This is a genomic window from Luteolibacter luteus (genome assembly GCF_012913485.1).
Lineage (GTDB): Bacteria > Verrucomicrobiota > Verrucomicrobiia > Verrucomicrobiales > Akkermansiaceae > Haloferula > Haloferula lutea.
Genome location: NZ_CP051774.1, coordinates 4,003,372 through 4,016,626, shown reverse-complemented (window position 1 = coordinate 4,016,626; position 13,255 = coordinate 4,003,372). Strand labels below are relative to the sequence as shown.

Genomic DNA, 13,255 nt, shown 5'->3' with positions numbered 1-13,255 from the left:
CGAGGCTTAGAGACTGTCTGAAAAATCATCAGGCAGGTCTTCCGCGGAAATAGAAACAAGTGGCAGAAAGACTGCAACCAACAAAGTCTTTGGCCCAAGAACTCTCATCACCTATTTTTTCTGCCAAAAGCAAAGAAGGCCGCAATCCCGGCAGCGACCGTTGCAAGGATCAAGAAAGCGAACTTGGCAGTACTCGAACTCCCGCCTGAGTCTGTTCCTCCCTTCACTTGTCTGGCTTCAGCACCATCCTTTCGATCTGTCACTTCCTGCCCGACATAAGTTTTCGGGGGCCTAGAATCCACGTTGCTCTCTGCGCTGCTGATGTCGAACCCTGCTCCGACCTTCCAAAGATTGGCCACCAAGGCTTCCATCTCCGGATCGCCCCTCCTTCGCTGCTCCTTAGGCAAAAGGACCAGCCGATCAACAAGCTTCAAAATTTGCCCCCTCCCATTTCGGTCCATCACAGCAGCACACAGGGACGACATGTCACCATGATCCAGATCGAACTCCTTGCGGAGTGTCTTTTCAACAAAGACCATAGCCTGCATTGCAGCGGCCTTCCCATAGTCTGGGGTGTTCCTCGCCTCGAGCCACACGTCCGGCTCTTGCAGAACGTATTGGATCAATTCATCCCTCAACTTGTCGCTCTCAACGTGCTGACAGAGCCCCGAGAGAGACTTTCGAAGTTGAGGGTCCCTCTTGCATTTCTCAATGAATGCCGCTGCCGAATCCCCTTCAAGCTCTTCCTTCAGAACATTTTCGTCGAAACCGGAAACATCCCAGCCATTCAGGGCTTTCCCGAGATCTTCGTTGTTCATCTCCATCAGTGGCCCACAGTTACCAATCCCCGTGGTTGCAACGGAAAAAAACACACAGCTAAAAATCACTTTCATCGCATTGCTACTCCGGGACCTCAAACCTACCTCTTCCAAATGTTGAACCGCTATTGGCCCATATAGAACCACCGCCAGGCTCCTCTCCGAACGTCGCCGCCATCACATGATGCCACTCCACGTAGTCGGAGATTCTATACCATGTCCTATCTCCGCCGCCCTTGTTCTCGCTCTCCAACTCCACCCTCGCAAATTCTTGGAAATTTGCAACCTGAGCCAAGGTTGCCCCCCGACTCCCATCGTTGCCTTGAAACCAAAGATAGGGCCATCATAGGACGAAATCTCTCCAACCGAGTGACTTAGCCCGTTCTCCACCAGCTCACGGTACGGATTGTCATCCTCATCACGCCAGTTTTGCCCAGACGGATCATCATTGCCTTCTACAGGATTTTGAGGGAACGAGACTACTGGATCCGACACCTTCGGTTGATTCTTAAACACGTAAGAACCGGGAAACTTCTCTTTAGGAATAAGATTGGGATTCAGTATCGTGAACTCTACTCTCCTCGAAACATCCCACTTCAAGGCAGCATGATCCGCAGGAAACTGCGGCTCCATCATGTGTTGTTTCAAACCACCTGGAACAGGCGTCGTATTCGGTCCCTCCAGATCCGGTCGATCCGACTCTCCCGAGGTCATCTCCGCAGGCGAGATCTTGAAGCGAAACCTCCAATGCTCTTGAGGCCTAAGCATTATCCCTCCGTAGGTAGACCCCGCTGGCTCAAAGATGTCCGGCGTACGGTTCACCAAAAATGCCACGTTCTCATAATCCTCAATAGCGCAATCACACCAAATCACCCAAACGTTGACTTTCGCGACTTCTTGCCCGCCGAATTTCCCAAGGGTCTTGATTCGGATCGGGGTTTTATCAGCAACGGCCCGGCTCACCTTCCGTTTCAACGGCTCATTAAGAACCGGCTGCCCTCCATCCCATTCCACAATCTGCTCCGCATCACCATTCGTAATCTGCTGCTCCGTAATTCCAGTCGCCGTGAAAGTGACATAATCCTCCGCGATCTCGACAGTTTTCTTCGGTGTTACGAAATGGAGCTCGGGATCCGTGGTCTGGTTGCTAGGGACCATATCGCCTACAACCCCGGCCATTCCCTCCACCGGCTTGATACTCACCGGGGTCAAAATAGTGATCGTGCTCGAAAAAAAGTTCCCGGGACCCGTAATCACCTCGGGCTTGATATCGAAGGGTTCGGAATATCCCGTGCTTGCTTGGGCTTCCAGCTTCTCAACCGTGATCAGGCGTTCAACCCGTGTCGAGCCTCCGCTGTAAGGACCGGTATAGCGATCGACCATCTTCAGGAACTTCTGGCTCCCTCTTCCCTTGGCAATATCCAAGGGCGTCGCCTTGAGCCAAAAACGTCCATGCTGGACATGGCCCTGAACTGACCTGCCTCCCCCGCTTTCCGTCGAACCGTAGTTGGCACTTACCGCCCCAACCGTGCCTCCGATAGGAGAGATCGTGGCCTTTGTCGGAGGAAGCGCCGGAAACGTGAAGGCACTTTCAAGCTGTCCCGACATGCCTTGGGGGCTTGAGAAGCTGCTGATGGTGTCCGTGGAAGACTCCTCCGGCAGCCAGGAAGCCCACTTGTGGAGGGTCCCGCTAGGAGTGGAGAAATTCTGGTTCGCCGTCCTTTCTACAAAGATCAGGCTCACCGGGAAACTTCCGGGCGATACCGGATCGGTCCCCCCTTGGAACTCTTGGATGTTTGGGATGCCATCGCCGTCCTTGTCTCCGGAAGGACCGTTCACGAAACTGATCGAGCCGTTGTCATTCGGGTCCAGCCCGTGGTTGATCTCCCAGCCGTCAGGCATTCCGTCCTCATCGGTGTCTTGCTTCAGCGGATCCGTGTGGTGGACATTGATCTCGGCGAGGTTCCCGAGATCGTCATCGTCAAAATCCGCAGTATCGAGATTGCTCGCCGTCTGATTGACATAGGCCAAACGGAGGAAATGGCGGCTCCCAAGGGCTCCCGTCTCATACTCGATGATCTCGTCATTACCCGCCTCGATCAGAGGAGCGTAGTGCCAGCTCACCAAATCATCGGAGGCCTGAAGAAAGTAGCTACGTCCTTGGATGCCTAGCCATTGGACGTTCCACGTGCCGCCCGTCCCAGGCAGCAGCTGGGGCTGGGGCTGGATCACCTGCGAGTGAAGAACCTGGCACAGGAGCGTGGAGGCAAGAATGAGCGATCTCATCGACCACCTCCCTCTTGCTGGAGGTAACGGCTTCCTTTCTTGGGACGGAACCACATGACATTATCTCTTGGCTGGCTCTGGTCTGCTTCTTCCTGCGCCATCTGCTCCCTGGTCTGCTTCTGCACTTCAGCGGCCGCGATCAACTCGTCCGACTTCTCCGCGTAGAGCTTGTGAAGCGCATGAAGGGGCGCTGTAGAGCGCGGGTCGGTGGTGTCGCCCTTCGTCACCACAAATTTCGGACCATCATCCTCAGGAATAGGGGGATGTGTGGGTTCCGTAACCGCCTGTCCTGTAGCAGGATTGACCACCGAAGTGTCAATATTCACGATCACAAGAAACAAAATCCACCTCCTATCAACAGACTCGACATCGCTGACCGAGGAAAGGTGATTGAAATCGATATTGCTCCACGCCTCGTGCTCGACGCGGCTCTCCGGATCCTGCCATTGGAGAAAAGTTCTCCGCTTGTCATAGACCGTCGCACGCACACCTACGAGATAACTGGCAGCGCGGTGCCAACTTGAGAAATCCACACCACCCGTTCTGGTGGAAGGGGCGGATTTCACCACAGGCTCCGCGGCAGGATCAGGCAGAGTAGATGGCTGTGCGCGAAGAAGGGTGAGCGTTCTCGATGCAAGGGCACGGACGACGCTGTCTTCCACGATCATGTCGGGAACCTCCTTTTGCCCAATTTCAGAAATTGGGAGAGCGCCACTTTCTTGAGAAAGGGCCGAGTCCGAAAGCAAAGATAGGACGCAAATTAGCGCCGGGGTAGACACAACTTCATGGGCAGCTCCGAAGTAATTCGAGGGCAGACTGGTGAAGCACGACTGAATGTCGAGTTCGTTGTGGAGACGATTGAGACACGCAAGCGACCTCATCCCTAGTTAACATTCTCAATTCCAAAGATGAACTCAGCCAGACTTCACCGGCTTCCTTGCCATCGCATCTTGGGGACCACTGCCAATTCTATCGCTCCCCATCCCCCGATGGCATGCTCGCCGCATGTCTAGTTCAACAAATCTCCCGTCATCGGGAACCGCCGCCCGGAATTCCGGATCCGCTGAAACCCCTCGCACGCCAAATGGCCAATTCCTCCCGGGCCGCTCCGGCAATCCCAATGGCAGGCCCCGCATCGCTCAGGGTGGTCCGCCCCTGTTCTTGAAGGAGGACGCCGATTCCATCGCCGAAGTCATGGTGAGCAAAGCCATGGCCGGAGATGTGTCCGCGGCCAAGCTGGTGATGGAACGCGTTCACCCGCGGCTCAGATCGGCCGCCGCCCCCATTGTGGTGGAGCTGCCCCCGGACTCCGGCCCCTACCCCATGGCAGAGGCCGTCCTTCGCGCGGCGCTCGCCGGAATGATTTCACCGGACACCGCCGCCCAACTCGTCGGCCTCGCCAGCCAGCTCGTCCGGATCGCCGAGGCTGAGGAACTCAAGGCACGCCTCGAAGCTCTCGAGCGTGCGGTCTCCGGCAAGAATACCAAGGCCTGAGAACGGAACCCGCACCGCAGAACCGGATCCCATCATGAAGATCAAGGAAACCATCTACACCACCCTGAACGCCCGGGACAGGGTCGCGGCCACCGTCTCCGCCTTGGCGAGGAAGGACACCGAGGAAGTGCTGCGCCTCAAGAAAAGCTGCCCGAAGAAACGGTACGTCGCCAATGAGGATGCCTACGTCGGGACCATGCAAGCCCTCGAAAAGATCGGCTCTTTCGTGGAAGTGGATCTACGCGGCTTGGCGATCGACTACCTCGGCTACTCTTCCCCCGGCACGAAATGGGAGACAGACGCCCACAAAACCCTCGTCCGCTCTTTTGCCAGCATCCGCGAAGCATGGCGCCGGCTCGCCGGGGAGCTCGGGATCGACTTCGACGATCTTCAAGCCATCAGAGGCCCGCGTCATGACTTCGTCGAGCAACTCGCCCAAAGCGCCGAAGGGAGACACGACGAGTCCCAAGTTCAGGAGTACCTCACCGCCATGCAGGCCCGTTTCGCCTGAGCTGACCACCCCACCCCGTCCCACCTGTTAATTTCCCTGTTTTAACAGGCTTAACAGGTGAGCCGCCACCCGCTCCTCCGACCTCCGACCCTCCTTTTTCCCAACCATTTCAGCCATCTGAGACATGAGTCCCGTTCTTTCCTCTTTGCTCCCCCGTCCCCGCACCCTAAATGGGCGCGTGACCGCTAAAGCCCTCCTGCTTGCCCTTGCCTTCGCCACCGTGACCTCGACCGTCGCCCCTGCCGCGGTCAGCCTCGGTGCCAGTTCTCCTGCCGCCGTCCCCTCGGTCCCCGAAGGACCCGCGAAGGCCGCCATGGATGCCTATCGCGAAGGCCGCCACACGGCTGGCGTGGAACTCGCCAAGCCCTTGGCGGAGAAGGGCAATGCCGATGCTCTCTTCCTTCTCGGCTTCGCCGCGGAAACCGGCCAGGGCCTGCCCGCCTCGCGCGATGCCGCGCTGGAGAATTACAAGAAGGCCGCTGCCGCCGGTCATAAGGACGCCACCTACCGCCGCGCCCTGATCCTTCTGAACTCGAAGGAGGAGAAGGACCGCCAGGAAGCCCGCGAGTCGCTGGAATCCGCCGCAAAGACCGACCCGGCCAATGCCGGACGCATCCTCGGTGAGGCCTTCCTCCGCGGCCTGCTCAGCGAAAAGCCCGATTTCAACAAGGCCGCCCAATGGTGGACCTCCGCTTCCGAAGCCGGTGATACTCCTGCGATCCTGCTGCTGGCCCGTCTTTACGAAGGCGCCTTCGGCTTCAAGGACAAGGCCGACGCCAAGAAGTCGCTCGATCTCTACAAGAAGGCCGCAGCCCTCGGCGATGAAAACGCGCTGATCCCGCTTGGTTCCCGCCTGCTCAATGGGGAAGAGAAACTCCGCGATGAAAAGGAAGGCCGCGAGTGGTTGCAGAAGGCGGTCGAGAAAAAGCAATTCGCCGCCTATCTCGCGCTCGGCGACTTCGAGGAAAACGTGAAGAAGGACGATAAGGCCGCGCTCGCCCAGTACCAGAAGGGTGCCGAGGAAAAACAGCCGGACTGCCTGCTGCGCGTCGCCGGCTTCCATCTCGAAGGGAAGGCTGGTCTTGAGAAGAGCGAGGAAAAAGGCCGTGAGTGGCTGGACAAGGCCGCCGAAGCCGGTAGCCCGCTCGCAGGACTGGAGCTCGCCTCCCGCATCTCGAAGGACGAGAAGCCGGACCTCCTCGCCGCCTACAAATATCTGCTTTCCTCCGCCAATGCCGGCTTGCCGGTGGCTCAGAACGAACTCGGCCTGCTCTACGTCTCCGGAAATCTCGGCCTGAGCGATCCGGCTGCGGGCGTGGCATGGTTCACCGCGGCCGCGAAGGCCGGACACGCCGCCGCCCAGAACAATCTGGCTACCCTCTACGAGCGCGGCATGGGCGTGCCGGTGGATTACAATAACGCGGGCCAGCTTTACTCGCTGGCGGCCAACCAAGGCCACGCCGCCGCCACCACCGGCCTGGCCCGCCTCCACGCCGCAGGCCTCGGCACCGCGCAAGATCTCCCGAAGGCATGGGCCCTCGCTTCCCTCGCCGTGGATCGCGGCGATGCCGATGCCAAGACCCTTCTCGGCGACATCACGAGCAAGCTGGATGAAAAGCAACTCGCCGATGCCAAGAAGCAGCTCGAAGACCTGAAGAAACCGCAGGCCGACAAGCCCGCCGCCGAAGCCCCGAAAGAAGAGAAGAAGTAAGACAGCGCGTTGAGAGTTGAGAGCAAATAGCCGGAGACACCCCCGGCTCCGCCTCACCCGTTCTTCCACTGATCACTAGGCACTCTGCCTTTCCCTCTTACTCTCACCTCTTCGCTCCCAGCTCTTCGCTCAACCATGCGCGTCCTCGTCACAGCCGGCCCCACTCGCGAGGCCCTCGATCCGGTGCGCTACCTGACGAACCGTTCGTCCGGAAAGATGGGCTATGCCATGGCCGACGCCTTCGCACGCGCCGGTCATGCCGTGCTGCTGGTTTCCGGACCCACGCAGCTCGATATCCCGGAGGGCGTGGACTTCCTTCCGATCGAAACCGCGGAGGAGATGTTTGACGCCGTGAAGCGCTACATCGGCAAGATGGATGCCGCCGTCTTCGCCGCCGCCGTCGCCGACTATCGTCCCGCGGTGGTTTCCGATCAGAAAATCAAGAAGACCGGCGAAACCCTGACCCTCGAACTCGTCCGCACCCCCGATATCCTCGGTTCCGTGCGTGGCGACTTCGGCTTCACCGGCACCCTCGTCGGCTTCGCCGCGGAGACCCAGAATCTCCAGCAGAACGCCCGCGAGAAACTGAGGAAAAAGGGCTGCGATCTCGTCATCGCCAACGACGTCTCAAAGCCCGGCATCGGCTTCGACTCGGATCGCAATGAAGTCCTCCTCGTCTTCCCCGAACACGTCGAAGCGCTGCCCGAGGACGAAAAACACCACCTCGCCCCGCGCCTCGTCCGGGAGATCGAGCGTTTGGCGGCAGAGCGAGCGAGCAACTAAGCCGACGCCGGATACCCGGCCCCATTTTCCGCAGAGCTCTGATTCAGGACGGCTCTCCTCTTCAGCGCCAAGGGCGCGTCCGGACCCCTAGCAGTCATGAAGGGCCGAAGCCCGATCCGTAGGCCCGGCTCTTCCTGCGTCTTTCCCGTGGAAACCCTTACTGCTGCTCGACTTGGTGCCATTCCCCGTTTCTCCCCTTGGCACCCTCCTTTACTTCGACCACCCTCCGCCCGTGACCGACCTCGAACTCACCATCCACGCCGCCAAGGAAGCCGGCAAGCTGCTGAAAGCCAACTTCGGCCTCGAAGCGGCCGTCGATGAAGCGACCCATCACGACATCAAGCTGGCCCTCGACAAGGAATCACAGAAGCTGATCGAGGACATCCTGCTCGGCGCTCGCCCGGGCGATGCGCTTTACGGCGAAGAAGGCATCGGCGGGAATCAGGACAGCGATCGCCAGTGGATCGTCGATCCCATCGATGGCACGGTGAATTTCTACTACGGCATCCCCCACTTCTGCGTCTCGATCGCCCTCCGCGTTGCAGGCGAAGTCGTGGTCGGAGTGATCCACGATCCGATCATCGGCGAAACCTGGACCGTCGAAAAAGGCGGCGTGCCGATGCTCGATGGCAAGCCGATCAAGGTCAGCTCCCGCACCAAGCTCGCGGAGTGCGCGCTCTTCGTTGGCTGCGGCAAGGACGAGGAAGCCCTCACCACCGGCTTGGAACGTTTCCGCAAGGCCTCCCTGAAGGCCCGCAAGATGCGCATGATGGGCAGCGCCGCCCTCGGCATGGCCTACATCGCCAGCGGCCGCCTTGATGGCTACATCGAATCCCGTATCTCCCTCTGGGACATCGCCGCTGGCAAGCTGCTCGTCGAAGCCGCAGGCGGCAAGGTCGTCCTCGAACCTGCGAAGGATGCCGACGCCTGGTCGATCGTCGCCACCAACGGCCAGATCCCCATCGAGGAGATCCTCTAAGGCGCAGCTTCCTGCTCTCAACTCTCAACACCCGACTCTCACTGTCTTCATGATCGGCTTCGGCTACGACGTTCATCGTTTCAAGGAAGGCCGCCCTCTCATCTTGGGAGGTGTGGAGATCCCGCATACCCATGGCTTGGATGGCCACTCGGATGCGGACGTGCTGTGCCATGCCATCGCGGACGCGGTGCTTGGTTCTCTCGGACTTCCGGACATCGGCCATTACTTCCCGCCCGGTGACCCGCAGTGCCTGAACATTTGCTCCCTGAAGATCTTGGAGAAGGCCGCCGCCCTTTGCCGCGAACAGGGCTACAAGCTGGTCAATATTGATAGCACCTTGGTGGCCGAAGCGCCGAAGGTGCTCCCGCACCGTGAAGCGATGAAAGAGAACATCGGCCGGGCCCTGAGGCTCGATCCCGCTCGCGTGGGGATCAAGGCAACCACCAATGAGACGATGGGCTTCGTCGGTCGCCGCGAAGGCATCGCGGCAATGGCCGTTGCCCAAGTGGAGCCCACTGGGCTTTGAGGTCCCGTCTTGCTGCCTTCCAGCGCTGGAGCTAAGGTGCGGTCCGTGTTCAACGCCAAGCCGGACCGCCCGTATTTCGAGAGCTGGCTGCGCCGCACTCGCAAGCAGCTCGCGGCAAGCGGCCGGCTGAGCGAACTGGCGCTGATCCTTTCACGCGACGAAGGCCATGCTCCCGCCTACTGGAGCACCTTCCTGCGCGAGCTAACAGAGGGGGAAGTCACTCCATCTGTGGACCTTCTAACGAAAATCGATGGCCTCCTTGCCAAACCGGTAAAGGTGACCGAGGTGTCAGACCCGCCGCCGCTCCTGTGAGAGGCGGTTTGCTAAAACTGAAAATCAACACCTCCGAAATTCCCCTTTACCATGAACGTGGCGAATGGGAAAATCGCATCGTTATGAACTCCCTTGTTACCCTTGGCCTCGCGCTCGGTATGAGCGCAGCCGCCCTTGCCGGCGATACGTCCACCACCACCTCCTACACCCCCGCTCCGTCGGCCTCCCCGTCGCTGTGGAATTGGTTCGCCGGTGGTTCCGTCGGCTACCTGATCGACAACGAAGAAGCCTACTACACCCTGCACGCAGGTCTGAAGCTGGCTGAAAGCGGCCCGATCACCCACTCCCTTTTCCTTGAAGGTGCCTACGCTGAATTCGACGAGTCCTTCCTCACCACCGACGTCATCCCCGTCACGCTGAACTACAAGCTGGACTACAACATCAACGACCGCTTCTCCGTCTACGGCGGCGTCGGCCTTGGTGCTGCGTTCGTGGACACCGAAGTGGGTCCCTTCAGCGATGACTCCGTGGAATTCACCGCCCAGGCTTTCGTGGGCGTTGGCTACGACGTGACCTCTAACTTCCAGATCTACACCGGCGCCCGCTACATCTGGGTGGACGACAGCGAGATCTTCAACGTTCCGGTCGATATCGGTGACGACGTGGGCGTGGAGCTGGGCCTCCGCTTCAAGTTCTGATTCGGTAACGGTTGTTATCCTGTTCTGCCAAAGCCTCCCGGTGCATGCCGGGGGGCTTTGGTTTTTTACAGCCCCGCAATGCGCCGCAGCACCTCCACCACATGTCCTCCGCGGCCCTTCCATGGCTTGGCAGGGCGGACGATCTCCCAGCCACGGCTCTCGCCTATGGCTGTAAGCCGCGAGGACGGGTTTACCAGGGTGTTTTCCATGCAGCACTCCAGCATCGGCAGGTCCGCCGTGCTATCGGAGTAACCATGACTCGATGGCCAAGCGCCTTCGATCGGGGAGCCGAGGATCTCCGAGAGACGTCGTACTTTCTCCCCGCTTTTGTGATTGGTCAGCTCCGGCAGCAGCGGCATCACATCCCCGCTCTCCACCGGTGTGCCCAGCGCGATGTCGAAGCCAAGCACCCGCGCGACCTCGACGACATAGAACTCGGGGCTCGCGGAAGCGAGCACCGTGAGATGCCCCGCTTCCTGATGAGCCTTCAGCTTCTCCAGCAGCTCCGGATAGCATCGGCCGGGAAAGAAGTTCGCCACGAACTCCCGCACCCATTCCTCCAGCTTCTGCCGGTCTACGCGCCAAAGGTAGCAAAGGAAAATCCGCTTCATCCCTTCATCGCCCAGCACCTTCGCAGCCGGCAGGAACGCGGAGAAGAACAGCAGATAGGCACGCCGCCACCCTTCCCGCTTCAGGACATGATCGCAGAAAAGCATCTGCGTGTCCCAAGCGATCAGGGTGCCATCCAGATCGAAGAGCGCGAGGCCGCGGTCGAACTTGGCGCGTAGGTCATCGGTCACGCGGGAATTGAACCCGCAGGGGATGGGCTTCGCCAAGAAGAAGTCGCATCACTTCACCTTCGCGTAATCCTCCGCCCACTTCCTAATCGCCTCTACGTCCACCTCGCCATCCGTCACAATGATCCGGTAGCGCGCCTGATACGGTTTTCCGGGAACAATCTCCATCGCCCCGGTCTGCTGGGGCGCATAGCAGAAAAACGGCTCCGTAGGATGAAGCCGGATCGGCTGCGGCGCCCTGAAATTCGAGGGATGGCTGAGGATCGTGACACCACAAGCCGCACCTTCCACTTCACCTCCGACCCAGCACCACGGCTCCTTCGCGGTATTCACCTTGTCCCGATCCGTGAGGCCGGAAGCCGCGAGCACCTTGAGATTTGCCGCACCATCCCAAGCACGATTCCCCCGGAATCCCAAACCGCCGTAATGATACTCCGGCAGCTTCAGCGGCGAATCGGTCGCGCAGGTTTGGGTAATGTCGATGTCGATGACGTAAGCTTTTTCTTCCGCGCCAACCGACACGTTCCAAGTTTCCAATAGCGCCACCTTCTCCGGTTTCGCCGTCATGTCGATGAAGCGGTGGTTCGTCTTGAATCCCACCTTCCCGTCCTTCGCCCAGGTCTCGCCGACCGAGACGAATTCCACGCGGCCCTTGCCGTCGCCCATGTTCCAGAAATCCGGCTCACGGCCTTCGAACTCCGTCTTCGTCCACGGGCTCCAGATGCCGTGGTGATGCAGGTGATTTGGCGGAAAATCATCCGTCACCAGCTTGCCCGCAGGCGAGTGGATCGACTGGATGTAGCCGCCGCGGGTAAAGATCTCCCTGATGTCCTTGCGTGGGAGTTCACCCTCTTCGGCCTGATAGCGGAGAATTTCTCTCGCTCCAGACCGCACCACCAACTGCCTCCCCTCCCGAACCGCGGTGACCGCATCAGCAGCGGAAGCGTGGCAGGCCAACACGGCCACGGCGGCGAAGCAGGAAATCATGGGTTTCATCACCACGAATACTGTCCTCCGGCTTCCGCCTTGCAGCTTAAATCCGTGTCTTGCGAGGCAGGATCATCCAATCAAGCCGAGCTTCGCGAAGTCGCCCCGCAACACTGGCTTCGATGGAGTCTTCAGCCATCCCTCCAGCACGGAGGCGTACACTCCGCGAAAATCGACGGTGTGCTTGAGATCGCCTTGGTCGAGGTCGGTAAGACTTGGATATTTGCCGTAGAGGCCGCCCTTCACGCCTTCGCCGGCCACGAAGAGGCAGGACGCGCGACCATGGTCGGTACCGGCGCTGGCATTCTCCGCAACGCGGCGGCCAAACTCGGAGAAGGTCATCAGCACCACACGCTCCGCATTTCCCTGCGCCTTGAGATCGGCGAAGAAGGACTTCAGCGCACGGTCAAGCTGGCCCAGCAAGCGGTCGTGCGAGTTCACCTGCTGGTTGTGGGTGTCGAAGCCACCATGGCTCACGTAGTAGACGCGGGTCGGCATGCCACCGGCGATAAGACGGGAGACCATGTTCAGGCTGCGGGCGATCGGTGTGCCCTCGTAAGCGACTTTCGTCTTATACTTGGCTGCGAGCTCAAGGATCTTGGCGGAGCTGACCCGGGCATCCATCGCCACACGCTCCAGGAATGCGAGGTTGCTTTCGCCCTCGATGCCACCGGTCCGCCCACCTGCAGGCATGTCGATTGATGCGCCATCAACCGGGCTATCGTCGTCATCCTCCGGAGAATTGAGGGAAGCGAAGAACTCCTCGGCCTGCGCCTTCTCGCCGCCGCCGTGAATCCAGCGATAGAGCTCGGGAGAGCTAAGGCATACTCCGGGATTCTTCATCGCACCGAAGGACTCGGGCTGGGTCTTGTTCAGACTGATGCCGACCGTCGGATCAGAACCGGAGCAGGCATTGTCGAAATAGCGGCCGATCCAACCGGTGCTGGAGCGATTCTCAAGATCTGCTGTTTCCCATATGGAGGTGGATACGAAGTGCGAGCGATTCGGATTCGGATAACCCACGCCTTGGACCACACCAAGGTTTCCTTCCTTAAACAGGCTGCCAAGAAATGGCATCGAGCCATTCAAGCCCACGTGATCACCGAGCGTGATGATCTCCTTCTCCTTTTTCGCCAGCCGAGGACGGGCATTGTGATAAGCGTCGTCGGCAAAAGGGATGAGGGTATTCAAACCATCATTACCACCGGCAAGCTGGAGTACGACCAAGATCGTACCGTCCTTTCCCGTCACCGGCTGGGTCGCAAGGTCGCGGGCACCCATGTGCAGGTCGGCAAAGGTGCGTTCGACGAACATCGGCACCGTCCAAGTCGCGGAAGCACCAAGCAAGGTCGAGCGGAGGAATTCGCGTCGAGTTTTCATCGGATGAAGCAG

The 13,255-nt window shown here is 59.5% G+C and carries 14 protein-coding genes; 8 read left to right on the top strand and 6 right to left on the bottom strand.

From position 1 onward, the window contains the following. Nucleotides 1–107 precede the first annotated feature (107 nt). The 3 genes from HHL09_RS16515 to HHL09_RS16505 form a co-directional block, all read right to left on the bottom strand. Nucleotides 108–893: a hypothetical protein gene (locus tag HHL09_RS16515; RefSeq protein ID WP_169455723.1), complete on the bottom strand. Its 786-nt coding sequence runs from the start codon at nucleotides 891–893 to the stop codon at nucleotides 108–110. Nucleotides 894–995: 102 nt separating this feature from the next. Next, a complete protein-coding gene (locus HHL09_RS16510) occupies nucleotides 996–3,050 on the bottom strand; it encodes a thrombospondin type 3 repeat-containing protein (protein WP_169455722.1) in 2,055 nt (684 codons plus the stop codon). 50 nt (nucleotides 3,051–3,100) lie between these two features. Then, on the bottom strand, nucleotides 3,101–3,772 hold the full coding sequence (locus HHL09_RS16505) for a hypothetical protein (RefSeq protein ID WP_169455721.1): 672 nt from the start codon (nucleotides 3,770–3,772) through the stop codon (nucleotides 3,101–3,103). Between the two features lie 337 nt (nucleotides 3,773–4,109). Here HHL09_RS16505 and HHL09_RS16500 point away from each other — a divergent pair, with 337 nt between their 5' ends. From HHL09_RS16500 to HHL09_RS16465, 8 genes are all read left to right on the top strand, one after another. Continuing rightward, complete coding sequence (locus tag HHL09_RS16500) at nucleotides 4,110–4,598, top strand: DUF5681 domain-containing protein (protein ID WP_169455720.1); 489 nt, start codon at nucleotides 4,110–4,112, stop codon at nucleotides 4,596–4,598. Between the two features lie 34 nt (nucleotides 4,599–4,632). Then, on the top strand, nucleotides 4,633–5,109 hold the full coding sequence (locus tag HHL09_RS16495; protein WP_169455719.1) for an HAD family hydrolase: 477 nt from the start codon (nucleotides 4,633–4,635) through the stop codon (nucleotides 5,107–5,109). A 178-nt stretch (nucleotides 5,110–5,287) separates the two neighbouring features. Continuing rightward, a complete protein-coding gene (locus tag HHL09_RS16490; protein WP_169455718.1) occupies nucleotides 5,288–6,820 on the top strand; it encodes a tetratricopeptide repeat protein in 1,533 nt (510 codons plus the stop codon). A 135-nt stretch (nucleotides 6,821–6,955) separates the two neighbouring features. Further along, the gene (locus tag HHL09_RS16485) at nucleotides 6,956–7,603 is read left to right on the top strand and encodes a phosphopantothenoylcysteine decarboxylase domain-containing protein (RefSeq protein WP_169455717.1); all 648 of its coding nucleotides are present in this window, start codon (nucleotides 6,956–6,958) and stop codon (nucleotides 7,601–7,603) included. Nucleotides 7,604–7,835: 232 nt separating this feature from the next. Continuing rightward, a complete protein-coding gene (locus tag HHL09_RS16480; RefSeq protein ID WP_169455716.1) occupies nucleotides 7,836–8,582 on the top strand; it encodes an inositol monophosphatase family protein in 747 nt (248 codons plus the stop codon). A 49-nt stretch (nucleotides 8,583–8,631) separates the two neighbouring features. Further along, complete coding sequence (gene ispF, locus HHL09_RS16475) at nucleotides 8,632–9,108, top strand: 2-C-methyl-D-erythritol 2,4-cyclodiphosphate synthase (protein WP_169455715.1); 477 nt, start codon at nucleotides 8,632–8,634, stop codon at nucleotides 9,106–9,108. Nucleotides 9,109–9,153: 45 nt separating this feature from the next. Continuing rightward, the gene (locus tag HHL09_RS16470) at nucleotides 9,154–9,420 is read left to right on the top strand and encodes a hypothetical protein (protein WP_169455714.1); all 267 of its coding nucleotides are present in this window, start codon (nucleotides 9,154–9,156) and stop codon (nucleotides 9,418–9,420) included. A gap of 83 nt (nucleotides 9,421–9,503) precedes the next feature. After that, the gene (locus HHL09_RS16465; RefSeq protein WP_169455713.1) at nucleotides 9,504–10,079 is read left to right on the top strand and encodes an outer membrane protein; all 576 of its coding nucleotides are present in this window, start codon (nucleotides 9,504–9,506) and stop codon (nucleotides 10,077–10,079) included. Between the two features lie 65 nt (nucleotides 10,080–10,144). Here HHL09_RS16465 and HHL09_RS16460 read toward each other — a convergent pair whose 3' ends face one another. The 3 genes from HHL09_RS16460 to HHL09_RS16450 all read right to left on the bottom strand — a co-directional run bounded on the left by HHL09_RS16460 (nucleotide 10,145) and on the right by HHL09_RS16450 (nucleotide 13,243). Further along, the gene (locus tag HHL09_RS16460; RefSeq protein ID WP_169455712.1) at nucleotides 10,145–10,915 is read right to left on the bottom strand and encodes an HAD-IB family hydrolase; all 771 of its coding nucleotides are present in this window, start codon (nucleotides 10,913–10,915) and stop codon (nucleotides 10,145–10,147) included. 12 nt (nucleotides 10,916–10,927) lie between these two features. Next, nucleotides 10,928–11,872, bottom strand: a complete 945-nt coding sequence (locus HHL09_RS16455; RefSeq protein ID WP_169455711.1) for a DUF6807 domain-containing protein — start codon at nucleotides 11,870–11,872, stop codon at nucleotides 10,928–10,930. Nucleotides 11,873–11,935: 63 nt separating this feature from the next. Next, entirely contained in the window at nucleotides 11,936–13,243 is a 1,308-nt protein-coding gene (locus tag HHL09_RS16450; protein WP_169455710.1) for a DUF1501 domain-containing protein, read from the bottom strand. Between the last annotated feature and the right edge of the window lie 12 nt (nucleotides 13,244–13,255).

Bases quoted from the DNA above. Each gene is read 5' to 3' on its own strand.
- HHL09_RS16515 (WP_169455723.1), bottom strand. From the start codon at position 893: ATGAAAGTGATTTTTAGCTGTGTGTTTTTTTCCGTTGCAACCACGGGG.
- HHL09_RS16505 (WP_169455721.1), bottom strand. From the start codon at position 3,772: ATGATCGTGGAAGACAGCGTCGTCCGTGCCCTTGCATCGAGAACGCTC.
- HHL09_RS16500 (WP_169455720.1), top strand. From the start codon at position 4,110: ATGTCTAGTTCAACAAATCTCCCGTCATCGGGAACCGCCGCCCGGAAT.
- HHL09_RS16495 (WP_169455719.1), top strand. From the start codon at position 4,633: ATGAAGATCAAGGAAACCATCTACACCACCCTGAACGCCCGGGACAGG.
- HHL09_RS16485 (WP_169455717.1), top strand. From the start codon at position 6,956: ATGCGCGTCCTCGTCACAGCCGGCCCCACTCGCGAGGCCCTCGATCCG.
- ispF (WP_169455715.1), top strand. From the start codon at position 8,632: ATGATCGGCTTCGGCTACGACGTTCATCGTTTCAAGGAAGGCCGCCCT.
- HHL09_RS16465 (WP_169455713.1), top strand. From the start codon at position 9,504: ATGAACTCCCTTGTTACCCTTGGCCTCGCGCTCGGTATGAGCGCAGCC.
- HHL09_RS16455 (WP_169455711.1), bottom strand. From the start codon at position 11,872: ATGAAACCCATGATTTCCTGCTTCGCCGCCGTGGCCGTGTTGGCCTGC.
- HHL09_RS16450 (WP_169455710.1), bottom strand. From the start codon at position 13,243: ATGAAAACTCGACGCGAATTCCTCCGCTCGACCTTGCTTGGTGCTTCC.